Annotated in this window: 18 protein-coding genes, 1 pseudogene and 1 riboswitch; of the genes and pseudogenes, 3 read left to right on the top strand and 16 right to left on the bottom strand. The window is 29.9% G+C overall.

Annotated features, from left to right (window positions below; all coding sequences use genetic code 11):
• Positions 1-75: 75 nt before the first annotated feature.
• The 5 genes and pseudogenes from IBJ83_RS05495 to IBJ83_RS05470 form a co-directional block, all read right to left on the bottom strand.
• A pseudogene (locus IBJ83_RS05495) lies at positions 76-270 on the bottom strand (IS3 family transposase); the annotation flags it as partial.
• A gap of 298 nt (positions 271-568) precedes the next feature.
• Positions 569-820, bottom strand: coding sequence for a hypothetical protein (locus tag IBJ83_RS05490; RefSeq protein ID WP_201275680.1), 252 nt, complete (start codon positions 818-820; stop codon positions 569-571).
• A 268-nt stretch (positions 821-1,088) separates the two neighbouring features.
• Positions 1,089-2,843 (bottom strand): InlB B-repeat-containing protein, encoded by a 1,755-nt coding sequence (locus IBJ83_RS05485; RefSeq protein WP_231698879.1) that lies wholly within the window; start codon positions 2,841-2,843, stop codon positions 1,089-1,091.
• Between the two features lie 10 nt (positions 2,844-2,853).
• A complete protein-coding gene (locus tag IBJ83_RS05475) occupies positions 2,854-3,612 on the bottom strand; it encodes a hypothetical protein (protein WP_201275679.1) in 759 nt (252 codons plus the stop codon).
• Positions 3,613-3,933: 321 nt separating this feature from the next.
• Entirely contained in the window at positions 3,934-4,173 is a 240-nt protein-coding gene (locus tag IBJ83_RS05470; RefSeq protein ID WP_201275678.1) for a SemiSWEET transporter, read from the bottom strand.
• A gap of 120 nt (positions 4,174-4,293) precedes the next feature.
• Between IBJ83_RS05470 and pip the strand changes: the two genes are divergently transcribed.
• Together pip and IBJ83_RS05460 are read left to right on the top strand one after the other, a co-directional pair.
• A complete protein-coding gene (gene pip, locus IBJ83_RS05465; protein WP_201275677.1) occupies positions 4,294-5,235 on the top strand; it encodes a prolyl aminopeptidase in 942 nt (313 codons plus the stop codon).
• 310 nt (positions 5,236-5,545) lie between these two features.
• Positions 5,546-5,917 (top strand): DUF6483 family protein, encoded by a 372-nt coding sequence (locus IBJ83_RS05460; protein ID WP_201275676.1) that lies wholly within the window; start codon positions 5,546-5,548, stop codon positions 5,915-5,917.
• A gap of 30 nt (positions 5,918-5,947) precedes the next feature.
• Here the strand turns inward: IBJ83_RS05460 and IBJ83_RS05455 are convergent, their stop codons facing one another.
• The 8 genes from IBJ83_RS05455 to IBJ83_RS05420 all read right to left on the bottom strand — a co-directional run bounded on the left by IBJ83_RS05455 (position 5,948) and on the right by IBJ83_RS05420 (position 17,689).
• Positions 5,948-6,649, bottom strand: a complete 702-nt coding sequence (locus IBJ83_RS05455) for a TrmH family RNA methyltransferase (RefSeq protein ID WP_201275675.1) — start codon at positions 6,647-6,649, stop codon at positions 5,948-5,950.
• Between the two features lie 2 nt (positions 6,650-6,651).
• Positions 6,652-8,388 carry a DEAD/DEAH box helicase gene (locus IBJ83_RS05450; RefSeq protein ID WP_201275674.1) on the bottom strand — a complete coding sequence of 579 codons (1,737 nt, stop codon included), beginning with the start codon at positions 8,386-8,388 and terminating at the stop codon, positions 6,652-6,654.
• 183 nt (positions 8,389-8,571) lie between these two features.
• A complete protein-coding gene (locus IBJ83_RS05445; RefSeq protein ID WP_201275673.1) occupies positions 8,572-12,030 on the bottom strand; it encodes a hypothetical protein in 3,459 nt (1,152 codons plus the stop codon).
• A 469-nt stretch (positions 12,031-12,499) separates the two neighbouring features.
• Positions 12,500-13,690, bottom strand: coding sequence for an iron-containing alcohol dehydrogenase (locus IBJ83_RS05440; RefSeq protein WP_201275672.1), 1,191 nt, complete (start codon positions 13,688-13,690; stop codon positions 12,500-12,502).
• A 395-nt stretch (positions 13,691-14,085) separates the two neighbouring features.
• Positions 14,086-15,582: a S1C family serine protease gene (locus IBJ83_RS05435; RefSeq protein WP_231698878.1), complete on the bottom strand. Its 1,497-nt coding sequence runs from the start codon at positions 15,580-15,582 to the stop codon at positions 14,086-14,088.
• A gap of 304 nt (positions 15,583-15,886) precedes the next feature.
• Positions 15,887-16,276 carry a 30S ribosomal protein S9 gene (gene rpsI, locus IBJ83_RS05430; protein WP_068474899.1) on the bottom strand — a complete coding sequence of 130 codons (390 nt, stop codon included), beginning with the start codon at positions 16,274-16,276 and terminating at the stop codon, positions 15,887-15,889.
• Between the two features lie 22 nt (positions 16,277-16,298).
• Positions 16,299-16,733: a 50S ribosomal protein L13 gene (gene rplM, locus IBJ83_RS05425; RefSeq protein ID WP_068474896.1), complete on the bottom strand. Its 435-nt coding sequence runs from the start codon at positions 16,731-16,733 to the stop codon at positions 16,299-16,301.
• Positions 16,734-16,945: 212 nt separating this feature from the next.
• Positions 16,946-17,689, bottom strand: a complete 744-nt coding sequence (locus tag IBJ83_RS05420) for a glycerophosphodiester phosphodiesterase (protein ID WP_201275671.1) — start codon at positions 17,687-17,689, stop codon at positions 16,946-16,948.
• 160 nt (positions 17,690-17,849) lie between these two features.
• A riboswitch (TPP riboswitch) is annotated at positions 17,850-17,938 on the top strand.
• Positions 17,939-17,976: 38 nt separating this feature from the next.
• On the opposite strand from IBJ83_RS05420, the gene thiT reads away from it, so the two are divergent.
• Positions 17,977-18,624, top strand: coding sequence for an energy-coupled thiamine transporter ThiT (gene thiT, locus IBJ83_RS05415; protein WP_201275670.1), 648 nt, complete (start codon positions 17,977-17,979; stop codon positions 18,622-18,624).
• A gap of 95 nt (positions 18,625-18,719) precedes the next feature.
• Here the strand turns inward: thiT and IBJ83_RS05410 are convergent, their stop codons facing one another.
• Genes IBJ83_RS05410 through rlmH form a run of 3 tightly spaced genes read right to left on the bottom strand, consistent with a single transcriptional unit; the run spans position 18,720 to position 20,755 of the window.
• Complete coding sequence (locus tag IBJ83_RS05410; protein ID WP_201275669.1) at positions 18,720-19,331, bottom strand: class I SAM-dependent methyltransferase; 612 nt, start codon at positions 19,329-19,331, stop codon at positions 18,720-18,722.
• Between the two features lie 16 nt (positions 19,332-19,347).
• Complete coding sequence (locus tag IBJ83_RS05405; RefSeq protein WP_201275668.1) at positions 19,348-20,265, bottom strand: tRNA 2-thiocytidine biosynthesis TtcA family protein; 918 nt, start codon at positions 20,263-20,265, stop codon at positions 19,348-19,350.
• Positions 20,266-20,272: 7 nt separating this feature from the next.
• Positions 20,273-20,755, bottom strand: coding sequence for a 23S rRNA (pseudouridine(1915)-N(3))-methyltransferase RlmH (gene rlmH / locus IBJ83_RS05400; RefSeq protein WP_201275667.1), 483 nt, complete (start codon positions 20,753-20,755; stop codon positions 20,273-20,275).

Below are 20,755 nucleotides of genomic sequence, written 5' to 3'. Positions count from 1 at the left end.
TTTTCTTTATCTATCTACTGGATTGTCAACGCCTATTTGTACAATCTAAAATCGAATATGCTAACTTAAGATTAACTAATAACTACTAGTTAATCTGGATTGCCTATATTTAACTGGTGTCAAGTAACCTAATGATCTATGTATCCTTAGGTTATTATACCCATAAACATACTCTGATAATTCTAATTTTAGTTGTTTTAAGCTTGTAAATTTTTTCTGATATACAAATTCTGTCTTCATTACCTTATTAAACGCTTCAGCTACAGCATTATGTTCTAGGCAGAACTATTTTATGTTTTTCATAGCATTAAGGTTAGGCTTTGCTTTGCCACCTTCCCATCTATTCACAGTAGAAAATGCCACTTTAATTTCATCTGGAAATCTCGTTATACATCTCCCCTGCGTAAAAATTTCAATAATACAGTGTTATTATATCATATTTACAATTTAGATAATCTTTAAATGCTAAATATGATGAAATAAATATTCTTTTACACAAGAATCGTAAATTCATATTTATTTTAACATATTTGAGTTAAGTTTGTAAAGTCCGAATAGCTTGATTTCACTATTTGCTGGTTAAACTATCAAAAAAAATTCCTTCTCTTGAAGTAACTCCTACTAAAAGATACATACAATTACTTTCTTTAGTATAATTACCTGTTTTTATTTGTAAAAGAGATTTTAAACTCATTTCTTGAATTAAGTCTTTAGAATTAGTCAAAGTTTCTAAGTCTAATAAATATATTTCACCACTTAAACGCTTAAGTCCACTTCTAACAACCATTCCAACAGCACTTTCTATTGTAGTTTCTACCACTGCCCTCAATTAAAAGCAAGCCGTCTGGTTCAAGACATTGTTGATACTTACCTTTTGCCGTTCAGCTCACTCCTTTCTATGTAATTAAAAAGACACTCGTTAGGAGCGTTCAGTTAGGGATTTGTGGAAATCAAGTTTAACTGATGACCTTTAAGCGCTACAAAAAAATAACGACCATACAAGAGTAGAAATACTCCTATGTGGTCGTTTTCTTGTGTTTATTGAAACTATAATTGTTCTACAATTTTTTCTAAGTCTATTTTTTTATCTAGTTTTCTTCTCTCATTTTGCGTTTTCTCAAAGTTATAAGAATAGCTAATGCTCCACCTGATAATGCTAATAGTCCTGTAAATATTCCTACATTTGAACTATCTCCTGTTTTTGGTACTTTTACCTTTACTACAGGTTTTTGTGGTTCTGGTTTTACAGGTTTCTTTGGTTCTGGTTTTACTGGATCCTTTGGACCTGGTTTTACTGGATCCTTTGGACCTGGTTTTACTGGATCCTTTGGACCTGGTTTTACTACCTTTTTATCATAAATAGCATAGACTTTCATATCTTCATTTACAATTGTATCACCTGTAAATGCTGTGCCTTTTCCATCAGCTGATGTATTCCATTCTTTGAATACATATCCCGCTTTTGTTGGGTCTTTCGGCATAGATTCTGTATCTAATGCGTCCCCTGAAATAGACTTACCATTTTCTACTTTTACCTTAGCGTATTCCTTATCACCATTGATAAATGTAACAGTATTTTGTGTTGGATCTGGTGTTGGTGTTGGTGTTGGTGTTGGTTTCTTCACTTGGAACGAATAAGAAATTTGTTTAGGCTTATTTTCTTCACCATTATTATCAAGCCCACTCGCGTCTTGTTCAGCTGCAAAGAAGAAATAATTGCGATTAGCACGGTCATCCTCTCTTGCAGTTGTTGCTTTCACAAAATTCTCTGTAAGAGAATTGGCAAAATCATAGAAACCAGATACCGTTCCACGAATTCTATATTTCTTACCTTCAGTAGCTGTCTTTTTCACAGATAGACCAGTTACTGAAATCATAATATTGCTTGTATCTACATTCTTAACTTCGTTAATGATGTCTTGCCATTTTTGGGTTGTTCCTGGATTATCTTTTTTTAATGTAACAATAAGTGTTTTACCATCCTTTGTTTTTGTTACACTTGGAGAAAATCCCTTAATTCCGCTAATTGTAGCAGATGCATCATTAGCTACTTCTACACCATCTGGAATGTCTAATGTGAAAGTAAATCCTGCATCAACCTTACCGTAACTATTGTGGAATTTTTTAATATCAACGTCATTCATGCCACCAACTCTTGTATAGTTTAGCGTCCAACCATTGAGATAACGCTTAAACCATGAGATATTAACTGAAAAATCAAGATTCAGTTTATCCCCAGGCTGTAGTTCACCAACCGCTTTGGAATCCGTTACATCCTTGAGCCTTAGATCACCGTATACTTTAAGTTTATCAACTGGATTTTTAATTTCATCTTGAGTTAATAAATCATTTTCTCCAAAGCCAAATGGATTGACACGATTTTCGATAGGTTTTGTAGGATGTTGTCCTGGTTTTGTATCTCCTTCTGCCGTATCGTGCCCTGCGAGATAACCATATCTTTCTTCAAAATCCATCCCAGGCAAGAACCAATACGTATTAAAACTATTTACTATCCCCGCATTTGGAGTACTTGTCATACCATCCAAAGAGTTAAATGGAAAATCCGCAATCGCTGTTTTGCTTGGAGAGGTCAAATACTTAGGGAATACTCCATAGTAAGTTTTTCCATCTAAACCATCGGTTATCTCCTTCTTTTCCACATCAACCCAATACGTATTATTTAGAGCACTATCAGTCAAATATTCAGGTGTAGTAGCCATCACATCCTTTATCAAATACGGAAGAGGCTCACTGCCTTCAGCAAATGCGGACGGTACAAATACCGTTGATGCAATCAATGTAGCTGATAATATCGCTATAGCCATATTCTTTAGTAATTTCATGTTAAGCCTCCTACGGTCTTTTAATTTCTAGAGACTTTAGCGGGGATGTAATGTTAACGATCGGATCCTTAACTGGGTGATTTCCAAATTTATATAATTGGCAAACGCCCGAACCTGTTATAGTCCCAAGTAATTCTTCTTTTCCTTCTACGGTATATGGGATATTTACGTTAATTTCATGTCCTGTTTGATTACGTTCGCTTTCTACAAGCTTAAAGAATTCTTTATAATCATTCCAATTTCCTAATTGAATAGTGATAACAACTGAATTATCCTTTTTTACATAGTTTGCTGTAATAGCACTAATAGCAGATGAATTTTCGCTAGCTTTAATTGCTTTTTCGTCAATCTTGAAATTAGAAGGGAATTTTACCGTATATTGAGCAATTGGGAATTTTTCACCTTCACTAGACATGACTATATTTTCAAAATTCCAAGGTCCAAAGCCTTTCCCTTTTATATCCTTCTCATATACTTTGTAAGCTCCTTCAAAAAGGTCAGCAACTTCCACGCTTGCACTTATAGCACCTGAATAAAAATCTGTCTGACCTTCAATTGGAGTTACGGGAGTTGCAGTTACGGTTTTACTTACATCTACAGTTCCAGTAACTTTCTTTGAGAAAAGTGAACCACTTACACTTAACTGACTATTAACCTTATATTCGAGCTGGTTGCCAGCCGCAAATGCCTGTGTAGTTCCAGCCATTACGCCAAATGCTACTAATGTAGCCATCAATATGCCCATTGTCTTTTTTACTAATATTTTCATCTTTTACCTCCGTATAATTTTTATTTTGTTTTTTCCGTATAACCCCACCTATTACATTGAAAACACCTCCTTAAAAGTGTTAACGCGAAACAATTTAGACATAAAAAAATGTGCATCTTCACATGCTTTACGCATAGAAAAATGCACACTAAATAAAAGGTTGTTTAAGCATATTACAACCTTGTCTTGTCTTGTCTTGTCTTGTCTTGTCTTGTCTTGTCTTGTCTTGTCTTGTCTTGATCATTTTAATCGCCTTCTTTTAATTTGTCAAGTCTTTTTTATTATATATACAGTTATTATATCATATTTTTAAATAAAAAGCTAGTGATATTTTATTTTATATAAAAGTATTATTGCGACCATAACAAATGAAATACTATTTGCAAAAATTAGCGCAAAGTCTTTTATAAAAATTCCATGAACCAACCACAAAAAAATTCCCAAAGTTTGCATAAAACACATAACTAATGAAAGAGATTTTGTATTTTTATCCTTCATTACCTTTATAACTTGTGGTGCAAATGCAAATGTCGTAAGGCAAGCTGCTACTATTCCTATCATAAAACCTCCTAATACATCATTTTAATATTTTATCACATTTGAACTATAAAAAACAACTTGACAAAAAAATATTTTTCTTATAATATAGTCTTGATAATTAAATTTATTTTGGAGGTTAATATGGAATTTAAAACGCTTTTTCCTGATTTCGAATCATTTGATAAGGGATATTTAAAAGTTGATGATACACATGAAATTTATTTTGAACAAGCCGGAAACCCAAATGGTGCTCCTGTTGTTTTCGTTCATGGAGGACCGGGTTGTGGTTGTGGAGCAAATTCAAAAAGATTTTTAGATCCTACATTTTATAGAATAGTAACAATCGACCAAAGAGGTTGTGGTAAAAGTAGGCCATTTTTAGAATTAAAAGACAACAACACAGAAAATCTTGCAAAAGATATGGAGAAGATAAGAGAACATTTAGGCATTGATAAATGGCTTGTTTATGGTGGTTCTTGGGGAACAACTTTATCTTTATACTACGCAGAAAATTATCCAAAAAGAGTTGTCGGACTTATCCTTCGTGGAATATTCTTAGGAAGAGATGAAGATATTAAATGGTTATATCAAGGTGGAGCGGGAATGTTCTTTCCGGAGGCTTTTGATATTTTTAAAGCACCTTTTACAGAGGAAGAAAGCAAAGATTATGTTCAAAGCTATTACAAATATTTAACATCTGACGATTATGAAACAAAGAAGAAATACGGAAAATCTTTTAGCGCTTTTGAAAATTCAGTTGTTGCGCTTGAACCGAGAGTAATTTCAGAAGAAATAACTGATGAGGATATTTCAATGGCGATTATGGAATGTCATTACTTTGTAAACAACTGTTTCTTCGAGGATAATTACATTTTAAATAATGTAGAAAAAATAAAAGATATTCCTACAATAATAATTCATGGAAGATATGATGTTGATTGCAGACCGGTTGGAGCGCATTTATTAAATGAAAAATTAAATAATTCAAAATTAATTTTCCCTATTTCAGGACATACTTCATTCGATCCACCTATGACACATGAACTTATCCTAGCTCAAGAGGAATTTAAAAAACTTTTTTAGATTTTCTAGGCAAAGATAAGGAAAACTATGGAAACAAAGAAAATATAAAAAAATATTATTTACAATAGGTGCATTAATGGAATTAATTTCATTAATATGTTAAATCATTTAAAACAGACCTTAGAATTTCTTTCCCTGTATATGTATTCATTTGTGGTTATTTTCTACCACAAATATTAGGAGCAGTTGGAGCATATTTTACAAGATACACAAAACAAACAGCTCTATGGGTAATTTTAAATCTTGGACTAATCTGTTCTACAATGTATTTTAACATTGCATATCTTGAAGTAATAGACTAGGAGATAATATGTTAAAGAATGACTATATAATGAGAAAAATTGAAGAATGGATAAGTATGATTTTGGAATTTGTATTTAAAATAGATAAAAATTCCTCTCCTGAAAAATTATTAAAATTCGATGAAAGCAAAGAATTTTTAAAGGTTTTAAAAGAAGAAATAGATTTAGGTCATATCGATAAGGCAGAAGATAATCTGTATAAAATGTTAGAATACAAAAACGGCGACAGCCTACTTATCGGACTGCTTTTCTATTCTTACCTAAATACAAAAGATTCAAAATTCCTAAATGAACATAATTTTGAAAGAGATGAAATCAAAATAGGATTAAAAGATTTATTAAACGAATTTAATATGAACGACTTGTCAAACTTAATTTAAAAAGCAGGATTACTCCTGCTTTTCGTTTTTTTATCTTTCTGTAAATTTATACATTGCTATTGCACTTGCGATTGGTAGGTTAAAGCTATCTACGTCTTTTGTTTGCTCTATGAATACCGGATTTGTTCCTTTTAAGTCAAAGTTTTCAAGTCCATGTGATTCATTTCCGAACATTAATGTAAATGGCTTTTTAATTTCTACATTTTTAAGAGAAGTTGATTTTTCATTTAATATGAATGAATAAATATTATTTTCTTCAAAATTTTTCTTGTAATCTTCAAAATTTTCAAAAATTTCTATATTCATCTTAAAAATCGCACCCATTGATGCCCTAACTGTCTTTGGGTCAAATACATCACAGCCGTCAATTATGGCAATATTTTTAAAGCCAAATCCTAAAGCTGTTCGTAAAATAGTTCCCAAATTTCCCTTATCTCTCGGCTCACATAACAATATATGATTGTCTTTTTTTATTTTTGCAAAGTTTTTTTCAAAAACACCTATCACAAGTGTATTTTCTTTTTTTTGAAGTTTGTTTACAATTTTATCATTATAAATTAAATTAACTCTATTTTCAGCACAAAACTTTTCCACTTTCTCTTTATCATCATATTTTGAATGTACTAAAACTGCAATAGTTTTATACTTTTCTGACTGCAAAAGCTCAATGGTCGGAAAAGCTCCCATTGTGTATGAAAAATTCAAATCTTTTTTATATTTACAAAATTCCATATCTATCTTCTTTTTTGTTTATCACGTTTCGACTTATCGCCTTTTCTATCTTTTTTATCCTTTTTATCTTTTGGTTTCGGAGAAAATTTTGAATGATTTTCTTTTTTATTCGCAAGTTCAACTAAGACCTTAAAGCCTTTTATATGCGCATTATTCAAGTTATTTACTGCATCTTTAAGAGCATTTTTATGAATATTTACAAAGCTGAACTTTTCAAAAATTTCAATATCTCCAATATCTCTTGCACTTAATCCTGCGTCATTACAAAGAGCAGATACTATATGTCTTTGTGAAACTCCCTTTCTTGAGCCTATGTTGATATAAATTCTGCCTGAATTTTTATCTGTAACATTTGACTTTCCAAAAGTTTTGTTAGAAATTGAAGTCTTATCATTTCCTTTTTTCTTATTCTTCTTAATATCAACGTCCATAAGTTCTTCGTGATTATTAAGTTTATTATTTTCGTTATAATGTTTCAAAAGACAAGCTGCAATGTCGATTGGAGAAAAATCTTCACTCATCAAAACATTGATAAGGTTCAATTCTTTTGAATGTTCATTTTTATTGATTTCTTCCTTGATATCTTCCATAAATCTTTCTTCATGTCTTTTAATCAAGTCTTTAAGAGTTGGCATATCTCTTTTTTCAATCTTAGTTTTTGTATATTTTTGAATTTGTGATAGAGTGTTCATTTCTCTTGGAGAAACAAAACTTATCGCAGTTCCCTCTCTACCTGCCCTTGCAGTTCTACCTATTCTATGAACATAATATTCCACATCTTGTGGCATATCATAATTTATAACTAAATCTACATCATCAACATCGATACCACGAGCAGCAACATCAGTTGCAACTAAAATATCGATAGTTGAATTTCTAAACTTATTCATTACTCCGTCTCTTTGAATTTGCTTTAAATCACCGTGAAGTCCGTCTGCAAAATATCCACGAGATTGAAGACCTGCTGTTAAATCGTCAACCATTTTTTTAGTATTACAGAAAACAACTGTAAGTTTCGGATTTTGAACATCTAAAATACGAGATAGTATTTCTAACTTCATATTGTGTTTAAGCGCAAAATAGTATTGAGTAACCTTTGGAACAGTCAATTCCTTAGGAACAACCTTTATAAGTCTTGGCTCACTTTGGTATCTTGCAGCAAAGTCCATAATTTCTTGGTCCATTGTAGCTGAGAAGAAAGTTGTTTGTCTTTCATAAGGTAAAAATCCTATAATCTTTTCAATATCTTCTCTAAAGCCCATATCAAACATTTCGTCCGCCTCGTCCAAAACAAATGTTCTAATATTTTCTGTTTTTAAAGTTTTTCTCTTAATATGGTCTATAACACGACCCGGAGTTCCAACTACAACTTGAACACCCATTTTTAAAGAACGGATTTGTCTTTCTATCGGTTGTCCCCCATAAATCGGAACAACAGTAACTCCCTTATACTTTGCAAGTTTTGAAATTTCTTCTGCAACTTGAATTGAAAGCTCTCTAGTCGGACAAAGTACCATTGCTTGTGTCGTCTTGCTATTTTTATTTACCTTTTCCACTATCGGAATACCGAAAGAGGCAGTCTTTCCTGTTCCTGTTTGTGCTTGTCCAATAATGTCCTCATTATTTAACATCGTTGGAATTGCTTGTTTTTGAATTGGAGATGGTTCTTCAAAACCCATTTCAACAATGGCTTTTAAAAGACTATCCGACAAATTAAATTCATTAAAATTTTCTATCATATTATTTCCTTTCATATTTACCGTGAATCTTAACGATAGTTACGAAAGAAAAAAAGACAAAAACAAACTACACATTAAATATCACGACATATTTTGAGTAATAACTCAAGCATTAATTATAGCATAATCAAAGAGAAAAGTAAAATTTTTAAAAGTAAAAAAGCCACAATCGTGGCTTTCGTTTTAATTAATTTTTATAAACATTGACAATTCTTTTTTCAAAAGTGGTAAATTCTTGTCTATAAAATCTTTATTTCCGTTTGAAAAAGCAGTTTCCAATGACGGAATTAATCCCTCAATATAGGCTTGACTAAGCATTGGAACTTTATCTTTGTTTTCTTCATATAACTTTTTGTATTTTTCAAAGTCTGCTTTTCTTGAATCTTCTTTTTGGTTTTCAACCTTTTCTTCAGAAATTTGAATATATTTTGATAACTCTGTCTTTAAGGCTTTTAGCTTTTCTTTAGCAAAAGATTCATTATTTTTTGTCAATGCAGTTTCTATTGCATTAATCAAACTTTCAATAAATGCTTGGTCTGAAACAGAAACTTTTTCTTTATTCTCTTCGTACAATTTTTTATATTTTTCAAACTCTGCATTTTTATTATCTTTTTTAATTTCTTTTTCAACGGAAACTTTCTTTTCAAACTCATTTATTTTTTTGAATTTTTCATTTGTATTTTCCATTTTTTTGATTTCTTCAAATTTCTTAAATAATTCAGTTTTATTTTCTTTAGACTTGATTAAATTTTCCACTTCTGAAATTCTATGCTTAACTAATTTTGATACAATTTCTTCTGAAACTTTTAATTTTTCACTCATAGAATTAGGAAGTTCAAACGCTCCTTTTGGAAAACCGTCAATATGATAAATATTGAAATATTCTGAACCGTCTGACAAAGTAGCAACTTTATGATTAATAAAGTATCCTGTTTCATCAAAGCCGATTATTTCTGAATTATCAAACTTAAACTTAACCTTTGTCGGATTAACACTTTGAGTTCCTGCATAAGTATGAGAATGGTCGCCATGACTTATTGCATAATATTTTCCGTCATAAAAAATTACTCCGGCTGTATTTTTTTGAATATTTTCAACTTTTCCAAGCTCAGATTTAAGCGCAGGTGTATTGGAATATTCTAAACTTGTAAGTGATTTAAATTTAATTTTATATTCCAAATTTTCAAGTAATGTTTCATTCAAATTAAGAGTCTTTATAGAGTTATTATCCTTAGAAATTTTCAAACTCTTAATTGGATTCTTCCCTAATTTCAAAGTTTCAAGAAGTGGGAACAATTTAACATCTTCTAAAGAACTTATATTATTTTTTTCAGCCTCTATAAATTCAACATTTTTAAAATTAGAAAAAACTTTCAAGCTATCAATATTATTTTCATTTGCAAAAATTGCAATAAGATTTTCTTGATTTCCAAGAATTGAAAAATCTTTTATTCCTGTTTTGGAAACATAAAGAGTTTCAAATTTATTATTTTTTATTGGAGTCAAATCTTTAATTCTATTACCGTCAAGACTTAAATTTTTCAACTTTGTTGTATTTTTCAAGAAATCTAAATTATCACAATTCACATAATCCATAATTAAAGTATCTAGTTTAGATAAATTAGAAATGAATGCAAAACTTTGAATATCATTTCTTGAAATATTTAATTTTTTCAAATCTTTTAGATTTTTAACAAAAGACAAATCAACATTACCAAGCTCCATAATGGATAAACCCTCTAAATTTTTATATTCACTAATAAAGTCGAATTTTGTAATATTATTACCTGAAATATTTAAATCTTTTAAATTTTTGAACTTCTTTAAAGTTTCTATATCCGAATTAGTTGCACCTGTATATGAAATATTTAAGTTTTCAAGATTTTCCAACTTTTCAAGTCCGGACATTTTAAGTGCATCATTAAATTTATATAAATTTATCTTTTTAATGCTCTTTAAATAATTTTCCAATTCTGTATCAGAAATTTCTTTTCCCGGAAAAGCTATATCTCCCTCGGCTAACATCAAAGCATAAATCAATCTTTCGTCAAAGCCCTTTTTCTTTAAAAGTTTTTTACCAATTTCCGGCTCTCCCTTAAAAGCAGGCCCGTGATTATGGTCATTTACGATAATTTTTACAGGATTAGATTCCTTTAAAAGGACGCCGTTTTTATAAACAGCAACCTTTATAACCGCTCTATTATATGTTGAATCCAACGAAAATGTTGAATTAAAACTCTTATCCTTAGACTCAAAAACTTTTTCAAAATCTTGTGCTCTTTTCTTCAAATACCACACATAGTTTACATCATTTTCATCATAATTTACCAAAAGAGATAATTTATCCTTAGTATGATAATGGTCTTTAAGGCCTGTAATCACAACATCTCCAACATTTTTAGTTAAAACTTTTAAAGTTCCTTGACAAGTATCGACAACTTTTCCGTTTTTATCTAAAGCCTCAGCCTTTATAATAGCGCGATTATCTTGTTCTGTTAAAACAATCTTTAAAGTTTCAGTATTTGCATTTTCTATTTTTTCAAAATCTTTCCCATTTCTTTTAATATACCAAGAATAAGATTTTACAGACTTTTTACTACTATGAGCCCGTATCTTAGTTTCATCTCCAACAAAATAATTTTGTAACAAATCGTGGAAATGCATTTCAAACTCTTTCTTAAAGTCATCATCTTTTTCCATCTCTTTTTCACTAGGAAGTTCTTTCTTACCTGTCGGATCTTTCTTTGTTATATATTCAGTTCCATCATCAAGTTTTACATGCCAATGGTCGCCATGTTTTCTAATCTCTACTATCTTTCTTCCCTTTGTTTCTTTTTCTGTTATCTTCTCAACTACTTTTGATGATTTTTTTTCATCAATCTTATCTTTCTTTGTTGGGTTCTCGTAAGTAACATACTCTGTTCCATCATCAAATTTAATATGCCAGTGGTCGCCATGCTTTCTAATCTCTACTATCTTTCTTCCCTTTGTTTCTTTTTCTGTTATCTTATTAACTACTTTTGATGATTTTTTTTCTTCAACTACAGTTTTCTTTGACGGGTCTTCATAAGTAACATACTCTTTTCCGTCAGCAGTTCTAACATGCCAGTGGTCGCCATGTTTATAATAACTAACTATTCTTTTAGAATTCAATTCTTTTTTACTTATAGTCTTTATAGACTTTTCTTTTAATTGTGAAATATTTTTTATCTTACTTGGGTCCTCATGAGTTATAAATTCTCCATGCTTTGTTTTCACGTGCCAATGGTCGCCATGCTTATAATATGAAATAATTTCATCAGGAGAAATATCTTTTAAACTCTTTTCCATATTTTCACTTTCAAGAACAATTTTATTATCTTTTTTAAAAAGCTCTTCATATTTTTCTTTATCTAAGCTATATTTCTTTCCATTATAAATAATATGATAATGGTCGCCATGAGATTGGACATCTATTTTAACTTTTTCTCCATTAATATATACTTCCTCAACAGTATATCCCTTATACTTACTCCTTTTTGAATCATTTTCTTCAAAAAGACTCACATCTATCTTTTCTTTTTCTTTAACTTCTTTTTTGCTACCACAAGCACTTAAAACTAAAGCACTAAGTAACAACATAGCTATCGTTCTTTTTTTCATAAACCCTCCTAAACTCTATTATTAATAGGAATAAATTGCATTTGCGTTTTATGATACCATTTTATCATAATTTTGTCAACATAATAAAAAAATATTGATTTTTAAAGCATTTTTTTAATTTCTGTGGATAAATTTATATTTTATACACTTTAAAAAATATATTTTTCCACAATTTTATTAACTTATCCACAGATATATACAACTTATCCACAAAAATTGTGAATAAGTTTACGAATTAGCTAAAAAACATATTATTCTATTATTTATTTTTTTCTTTTGGGTAAATATATTGCAGATTTTTAGAATTTAAAGGAGGTATTTATCCACTACGATGACCAAAATTATAGATTAGCTCCTGAGGCAAAAAATCCCGCCCTTCAAGTAACACATGGCTGTTCTTACAATAAAAATTAAAACAATAGCAAAAAAAGACGAGGAAATCCTCGTCTTTTTGAATTTTAAACCATTATTAGAAATCTACTTCTCTATCATAGAAACAACAAGTTAATAATTTTTCCATTTCAGCAGGTGTAATTGCTCTTGGGTTTGAACCAGTACAAGCATCTCCTACTGCAAGTTCTGCAACTTTTGGAAGTTTTTCATTGAATTCTTTTTCATCAATGATTCCACCTTCATATTCTTTAATGCAAGTTGGAATTTCTAATTCTTTATTCATTCTTAATAATTCGTTAATTAAGTTTTGTGTGCTTTCAGTATCATTTGCTCCTTCAAGTCCTAAGAATTTTGCAATTTCTGCATATCTTACTTCTGCTGATTTTTCTTTTGCATTGAACTTAATTACTTTTGGAAGATACATTGCATTTGCACAACCATGAACAATATGTCCACCACTATAAGCTGCACCTGTTTTGTGAGCCATTGAGTGAACGATTCCTAATAAAGCATTTGAAAATGCCATTCCTGCAAGACATTGTGCATTATGCATTTTTGCTCTTGCGTCCATATCTCCGTTGAATGAATTAATTAAGTTTTCTCTAATCATTTTGATTGCATGAAGAGCAAGTCCGTCTGTATAATCGCAATGAAGAGTTGATACATAAGCTTCAATAGCATGAGTCATAGCATCCATTCCTGTATGTGCAACTAATTTCTTTGGCATTGTTTCTGCTAAGTCTGAATCTACGATTGCAATGTCAGGAGTGATATTAAAGTCAGCTAAAGGATATTTAATTCCTTTATCATAGTCAGTAATAACTGAGAAAGCAGTAACTTCTGTTGCAGTTCCTGATGTAGATGGGATAGCACAGAATAAAGCTTTTGTTCTTAGTGTTGGGAAGTTGAAAGGAATACACAAGTCTTCAAAAGTAACTTCTGGATATTCATAAAATGCCCACATTGCCTTTGCAGCATCTATTGGAGAGCCTCCCCCTACTGCAACAATCCAATCAGGCTCAAAGTTTTTCATAACCTCTGCACCTCTCATTACAGTTGTTACGCTTGGGTCAGGTTCAATACCTTCAAATACTTCTACTTCCATTCCGGCTTCTTTTAAGTTATTAACTATCTTATCCAAGAAACCAAAACGTTTCATCGCACTTCCACCTACTGCAACAAAAGCACGTTTTCCTTTTAAATTTTTTAATTCTTCAATGGACCCTTTACCATGATACAAATCTCTAGGTAATGTAAATCTTGCCATTTCAAATTCCTCCTATGTAAATAATAATATGTACAGTTTTTTAATAAAAAAACCTTATCATTAGTATATCACTTTAGTTTTCAATATTCAATAGTAAAAAATAAAGGATTTCGTCTTTTTTTAAAATAAGTTAAATTTTTTCACAAGTAATGAATAAAAATGTCATAAATTGTTTTTTTAGTAAAGTTTTCTTCAAACATTAAATTAAAAAGTAATGATTAAATAAAAAATAAATACTATTTCAAAATACTTTTACACAAAATTTATTAAAAAAATTAACCAAATACTTAAAAAATTTATATAACAAAAAAAGTTATGAAAATATTTTCATAACTTTTTTCGCATTTATTTATTTTTACGGAGGATTTATAAAAAAATCTCTACTAATATGCTAATTAATTGTTGTTGTTACTGTTGTTATCATCATTTCCATCAAAATCTTCTTCATTTTCATTGTAATTACCATTACGATTACGGTTTGGATTAAAACTGTTTTGATTTTGATTTTGTTTTATATTATTCTCAACTTTATTTAAGTCAAATTGTGAGAATTTAACTTCTATTGTAGTTGTATTTCCATCTCTGTAAACTTCAATTTTAACTTTATCGCCAATCTTATAGTTCAATAAGGCAGCTTTTAAAGTTGAGTTTGATGTAACTTTTGTATCTCCAACTTTTGTAATAATGTCATTTGGTTTAAGTCCTGCAGAATCTGCCGGAGAACCGGATAGGACTTCATGAACATATACACCTGAGTCAACAGGTAATTTTTCTTGTCCTAATACATTATATCTGGAAACATCTATACCTCTAATACCAAGTGATACACTTTCAAACTTACCGTTTTTAATTATTTGTTCTAAAATAGGTTTGGCTAAATTTGAAGGAATTGAAAATCCGATTCCGTCACTATTTCCGGCTTTTGCCGTATTTATTCCGATAAGTTGTCCTTTATCATTAAATAATCCACCGCCACTATTTCCGGGATTTATTGCCGCATCAGTTTGGAATAAACCTTCCATAGTTGAGCCGTCTTGTAATGTAATCACTCTATCTTTTCCTGAAATATATCCGGAAGTTAAAGTTGATTTTAAATTTATACCAAGCGGATTCCCGATTGCTATAGCTTTATCTCCTATTGAAACTTTTGAACTGTCTCCAAATTCAACAGGTTTTAAATCTAGTCCTTTAGGATCTATTTTAATAACAGCTAAGTCTAAAGTTTTATCACTCCATAAAACTTTTGCCTCATGCTTTGTTCCGTCACTTAAAATTACTGTTACGGATTTTGTTTTTGAAGGGTCAACAACGTGATTATTAGTTAAAATATAACCTTCTTTACTTACGATAACCCCTGAACCAAGCCCGCTTGTTTGTTTTTGAACAGAAAACATATCTTCAGAAACCCCAACAGTTGTTATACCTACAACAGATTGCATAGCTTTTTTTGCAACGGCTTTTTCTACAGTTGTATTTCCTGATGTATCTGCATTTGTTGTATTTGCATTTTGATCGGTTGGAGCTTGATTTAAGACAGATTTTTCAGTGTTATTATTCCTTAGATAATAACTTGTTCCACCTATACTTATTGAGCTAGCTAAAACAACCGCTAAAAGAAATTTTGAAAAAGATTTAACCTTATTGCTTTTATTTCTCTTTTCAAACTCTTTTTCAACAACATTATCTATATACGAAGATAATCTTTCCTTGGATTTTCGTTTCCTTTCAGCCATATCTTCTTCATAACTTTCAACTTTTTCTGTTGTTTCAACATCTTCTGTTGTTTCAACATTTTCTGTTGGTTCAATATTTTCTTTTGTTTCAACATTTTCTTTTGTTTCAATATCTTCTGTTTTTTCTTCTTCAAAGACATTATCTCTTTCATTATCCATAACAAATCACCTCATCTATGTAAATCATTTATTATCTTGAATATATTTTAAACCACTAACCTTAAAGTAAACTTAAATTAAAAAAATTTTTAACAAAAACTTTTAATAAAAATATATTCTCAACAATAAAATTTATTTCATTAATATAAATACACTAAAATATGAATTTATATGTATTTTAATAATTTCTTAACTAATGTAATATTATTATAGTATTAAAAACTTAAATGAAATTTAAAAAAATAAAAACTAAATAAAAAAATAAAAAAAGTGTTGGATTTCCAACACTTTAATTTTAAAATTACTATCTCTTTGAGAATTGTGGGCTTCTTCTTGCTTTTTTAAGACCATATTTCTTTCTTTCTTTCTTACGAGGGTCTCTTGTTAAGAAACCGGCTCTTTTTAATACAGGTCTTAATTCAGCAGAAACTTCTAATAAAGCTCTTGCAATACCATGTCTGATTGCTCCGGCTTGTCCTGTAAATCCGCCACCTTTTACATTTACATAAACGTCGAATTTTCCAAGACTTTCAGTTACTTCTAAAGGTGATTTTGCAGTTACCTTTAAAGTATCATAGTCAAAATATTCATCTATATCTTGTTTATTAATAACAAATTTTCCATTTCCAGGTGTTAAGAAAACTCTAGCTACAGAAGTTTTTCTTCTTCCTGTTCCTACATATTGAGTTGCCATATGTTAAATCTCCTTTCTATTCCTATTTATTTAATGTTAAAACTTCTGGTTGTTGAGCTTCATGATTATGTTCTGGACCAGCATAAACCTTTAATTTTTTGAACATTTGTCTTCCTAAAACATTCTTTGGAAGCATACCTTTAACGGCTAGTTCAATAACTTTTTCAGGTTTAGTTTGTAACATTTTTTCATAAGAAATAGCTTTTAAACCATTTGAATATCCAGTATAGTATCTATGTTCTTTTTGTTGTAATTTGTTTCCAGTTAATTTAACTTTTTCAGCATTAACAACAATAACATAATCTCCCATATCGAATGATGGTTGGAATCTAACATTTCTCTTTCCTCTTAAGATTGAAGCAACTTCAGTTGCAAGTCTTCCTAAAACAACGTCTTTTGCATCAACTACATACCATTTACGATTAACATCGCAAGGTTTTGCTACGTAACTTTTCATTTCATTCCTCCTTAATTCTTTTTACAATATTGGGTTATTTAGACATCGCTACCCAGCGATTTTGTAGGCGAGGACTTATTAATCGCAACCTCGACTGCTATGCGATTGATATTGTAAAAAGACAAGGCTTTTTAAATATCACAATGCCATAAAATGGCACTCAAATATTATATCACAAGATATGAATAATTACAAGACTTTTAAAGATTTTTTTATAAATTATTCAAAACTTTTGAAGTTAAATCAGGGAAATTCCCAATAATAGCATCAACTCCCATTTCAATTAAATATCTCATATAATTTTCATCATTTACTGTCCAAGTATTTATCTCAAGTCCCATTTTTTTAAACTCAGACACCCAAGACGGCTTTTGTAAAAGCATATAATATCCAGGGTGTACTGCCTCATGTTTAATTCCTCTCATATACTCAACAGTATTCATAAGAGGACTTTCAAAAAGCAATCCAGTTTTAAAACTTGGGTCAATTTTTTTACAAAGCTCCATTGATTCGTGATTGAATGAAGATAGAATTACATCATCTTTTAGTCCGAATTCATTTACCATATTCATAACAGCCTCTTCTAAACCCTCATAAAAAACATAATTGTTCTTTAACTCTAAATTTACAAAAAGTTTATTATCCTTTACAATTTGTAAAAGTTCATCTAAAAAAATAATTTTTTCACCTAAAAATTCTGCACCTTTATGTGAACCGAATTCCATTTGTAAAAGCTCAGTTGAAGTCAAATCCTTTACAAAACCACTTCCATTAGAGCAAGTCCTATCAACCATATCATCATGAATTATTACAAGTTTTTTATCCTTAGTCATGTGAACATCTGTTTCAAAACCATCACAATTTCCGTGTTCTATCGCTTTTAAAAAAGCAATTTTAGTATTTTCAGGATACTTTCCGGAAAAACCCCTATGTGCCAAATTTAATATTTTTTTCATAATTTTCTCCTTAAAATAAATTAATATACATAAATAAAGTATATCACTTTTGTAAAATTTACTCAATAATTTATTTACATAATAAACTAAAGATAAGTAATTTATGTTTAAACTTAAATTAAATGGGTAACAAAAAGAGGTATGCTAATACAAAAATATTTTTATTCACTAGGGGTGCTATTAAGCTGAGAAATACCCTTTTTACCTGATTCAGACAATGCTGACGTAGGGAAGTTGAATAGTCTTTTTTATGTGACTTTCTAGTGAATATCTTAGGAGGTTTTTTTATGGAAAATTTTTCAAAATTTTTCGCAAGTATAGGAGGAAAAACAACTTTAATTTTATTAATTTCCTTTGCATTTTTATTTTTCGTCTTTTATTTTAGAAGAGATGAAAAAATATTTTCTACAAAAGCACTAACTTACTCTGCCATCTTATTGGCACTTGGAATTTGTGCAAAACAAATAAAGTTTTTTAGTTTACCACAAGGAGGTAGCATCACTTTATTTTCAATGATTTTTATAGTCTTCATCGGCTATATGTTCGGACTTAGAGTTGGACTTATAGCAGGAATAACTTTCGGACTTTTAAACTTATTGATAAAACCGGATGTTTATACACCGACCCAAGCAATCATTGATTACATTTTAGCATTTGGCTCACTTGGACTTGGAGGAATATTTGCAAAGAAAAAAGACAAGCTAATACCCGCTTATCTAATTTCAATTTTTGGAAGATTTATATTTGCAGTATTTTCAGGCTATGTATTCTTCGGCGCTTATGCTCCAAAAGGTTGGAATCCGTTAATTTATTCAATCTGGTACAATTTTTCATACATTGGAACAGAAGGATTTTTAACAATTTTATTACTTTCAATTCCAATCGTTAGAACAACATTAGAAAAAATAAAATCAAGCAATTTTAAAACAAACTAAAAGGAACGGTTTTTACACTGTTCCTTTTTAATATCTATTTTTCTATATCAACTTCTAATACTAGCACTAAAAAAACAGCCCTAAAGCTGTTTTAATTAAAGTTTCTTAGCGACAACTACAATATGTTCTTTCTTATCTAAATGATATTCAGCTGAAAATCCTAACTTTTCTAATATTTTAACCAATGTATCTCCATTATAGACTTCAAATCCAAGCATATCAGCCCATTTTTTTATATTTTTATGTTCTCTTTCACTTCCTTCATTACAAATCAAAAATGTTCCGTTTTTAACAAGTACTCTGGAAATTTCCTTAAAAACTTTTTCAATATCTTCCCAAAAATATATAGTTTCAAAAGCTGTTACGATATTTATACTTTCATCTTCAAAAGGAATTTTTGAAACATCTCCATGAAAAATCTCACATCTTCCTTCTTTTATTTCTTTTTCATTTAATTCTTTTGAAACCTTAACACTCATCTTTGAGTAGTCGATTCCATAGGCGAACTTTGCTTTAGTTAAAAAGTATTGAACATTTCTTCCTCCACCACATCCTAAGTCAATTATCTTATCATCTTCTTTAATATTCAAAAAAGATCTTCCCCAAATTGCAAGTTTTTCGTGCCCCTTATTCATTCCTTTAACCATAACTTTACCACCAAAATTTTCCTTTGGCTTTATAACATTTTCAAAAAATTTTTTAAACATGCCATCCTCCTATAACTTATTCATAAAATGGATTGTTTTCTTCATACTTTTCATTAAAATCTACTTTATGGCCATTTATTTCATAACCTAAAAGTAAATTTATATTTACATTTTCTCCTGCTCTAAAGATTGAACTGTCAACATTTTTAAAATCTTTTTTCAAATTTTCGATTAAATCTTTAATTTGATACCTTTTATTTCCGATTTTTTTCGCAGCAACCATACAAGCGCAGTTTAAAGGCATAAGACCTGTTGATTTCATCCATCTTATTATGTATTCTTCCTCTATTAGATACAAAGGTCTTATTATTTCCATATTTTCAAAATTTTTCGCCTTTAACTTCGGTGGCATTGTTTTAAAACTTCCTGCACAAAGTAAATTTAACATTGTTGTTTCGATAACATCATTAAAATGATGACCCAATGCCAATTTATTACAACCAAGCTCCTTTGCCTTTGCATAAAGCGAGCCTCTTCTCATTCTCGCACACATATAACAAGGATAATCTCCTGCAATTTTATCTGCAACAGCAAAAATATCTGCCGGATAGTAAGTCAAAGGAATTTCCAAATACTTTGCATTTTCTAAAAGCAATTCCTTTATCGACGGATGATAACCAGGGTCCATTGCGATAAATTCCAATTCAAAATTATCTTTTCCATTCTTCTTTAACTCCTGAAAAAGTTTAGCCATAATCAGACTGTCCTTTCCTCCGGAAATTGCAACAGCAATCTTATCTCCATCCTCTATTAAATTATATTCCTTAATAGCCTTAACAAACTTTGACCAAATATGCTTTCTATATCTTTTTATAAGCGACCTTTCAATATCGGAAAGACTTGCTCTTTCATTTTCCGGAAATAGAACAGGACAAGTTGCCTGTAAATTATTTTCTCTATTTTCCATTATTTCCTTTATTTTTTTGTTTTCCATATTTCTCCTACTTGTGATAAATTTGATTGTTCATTATTTTAAAAGCTCTGTAAATTTGTTCAAGCAAAACAACTCTAAACAGCTGGTGTGGAAGTGTAAATTTAGAAAAAGATAGTTTAAAATTACTTCTTTTCTTGACTTCATCTCCAAGACCAAAACTTCCACCGATTACAAATGTGAATTTTGAATTACCGTCATTCATTTTATCTTCTAAAAATTTAGAAAAAGTTTCGCTGTCGATTGATTTTCCTAAAATTTCAAGAGTTATAACAAATTCACTATCTGAAATTTTACCCAAAATTCTACTTTCTTCCTTTTTTAACACATTTTCAATTTCTGCTTTACTTGGCGTTTGTGTTAAAATTTTCTCCTCTGCAATTTCAACAATTTCAATTTTTGAAAAGGCGGAAATTCTTTTTTTATATTCCTCACATGCATCTTTGAAAAATTTTTCCGATAATTTCCCAACACACAAAATTTTTATATTCAT

Source organism: Parvimonas parva, assembly GCF_016552165.1.
Lineage (GTDB): Bacteria > Bacillota > Clostridia > Tissierellales > Peptoniphilaceae > Parvimonas > Parvimonas parva.
The sequence above is the reverse complement of the archived record's forward strand: the minus strand, read 5'-3'. Positions and strand labels throughout refer to the sequence as shown.

Bases quoted from the DNA above. Each gene is read 5' to 3' on its own strand.
- IBJ83_RS05445 (WP_201275673.1), bottom strand. From the start codon at position 12,030: ATGAAAAAAAGAACGATAGCTATGTTGTTACTTAGTGCTTTAGTTTTA.
- IBJ83_RS05420 (WP_201275671.1), bottom strand. From the start codon at position 17,689: ATGAAAAAAATATTAAATTTGGCACATAGGGGTTTTTCCGGAAAGTAT.
- IBJ83_RS05405 (WP_201275668.1), bottom strand. From the start codon at position 20,265: ATGGAAAACAAAAAAATAAAGGAAATAATGGAAAATAGAGAAAATAAT.
- IBJ83_RS05455 (WP_201275675.1), bottom strand. From the start codon at position 6,649: ATGGAATTTTGTAAATATAAAAAAGATTTGAATTTTTCATACACAATG.
- IBJ83_RS05460 (WP_201275676.1), top strand. From the start codon at position 5,546: ATGTTAAAGAATGACTATATAATGAGAAAAATTGAAGAATGGATAAGT.
- IBJ83_RS05450 (WP_201275674.1), bottom strand. From the start codon at position 8,388: ATGATAGAAAATTTTAATGAATTTAATTTGTCGGATAGTCTTTTAAAA.
- IBJ83_RS05440 (WP_201275672.1), bottom strand. From the start codon at position 13,690: ATGGCAAGATTTACATTACCTAGAGATTTGTATCATGGTAAAGGGTCC.
- pip (WP_201275677.1), top strand. From the start codon at position 4,294: ATGGAATTTAAAACGCTTTTTCCTGATTTCGAATCATTTGATAAGGGA.
- IBJ83_RS05485 (WP_231698879.1), bottom strand. From the start codon at position 2,843: ATGAAATTACTAAAGAATATGGCTATAGCGATATTATCAGCTACATTG.
- rpsI (WP_068474899.1), bottom strand. From the start codon at position 16,276: ATGGCAACTCAATATGTAGGAACAGGAAGAAGAAAAACTTCTGTAGCT.
- thiT (WP_201275670.1), top strand. From the start codon at position 17,977: ATGGAAAATTTTTCAAAATTTTTCGCAAGTATAGGAGGAAAAACAACT.
- IBJ83_RS05410 (WP_201275669.1), bottom strand. From the start codon at position 19,331: ATGTTTAAAAAATTTTTTGAAAATGTTATAAAGCCAAAGGAAAATTTT.
- rplM (WP_068474896.1), bottom strand. From the start codon at position 16,733: ATGAAAAGTTACGTAGCAAAACCTTGCGATGTTAATCGTAAATGGTAT.
- IBJ83_RS05470 (WP_201275678.1), bottom strand. From the start codon at position 4,173: ATGATAGGAATAGTAGCAGCTTGCCTTACGACATTTGCATTTGCACCA.
- IBJ83_RS05435 (WP_231698878.1), bottom strand. From the start codon at position 15,582: ATGGATAATGAAAGAGATAATGTCTTTGAAGAAGAAAAAACAGAAGAT.
- IBJ83_RS05475 (WP_201275679.1), bottom strand. From the start codon at position 3,612: ATGAAAATATTAGTAAAAAAGACAATGGGCATATTGATGGCTACATTA.
- rlmH (WP_201275667.1), bottom strand. From the start codon at position 20,755: ATGAATATAAAAATTTTGTGTGTTGGGAAATTATCGGAAAAATTTTTC.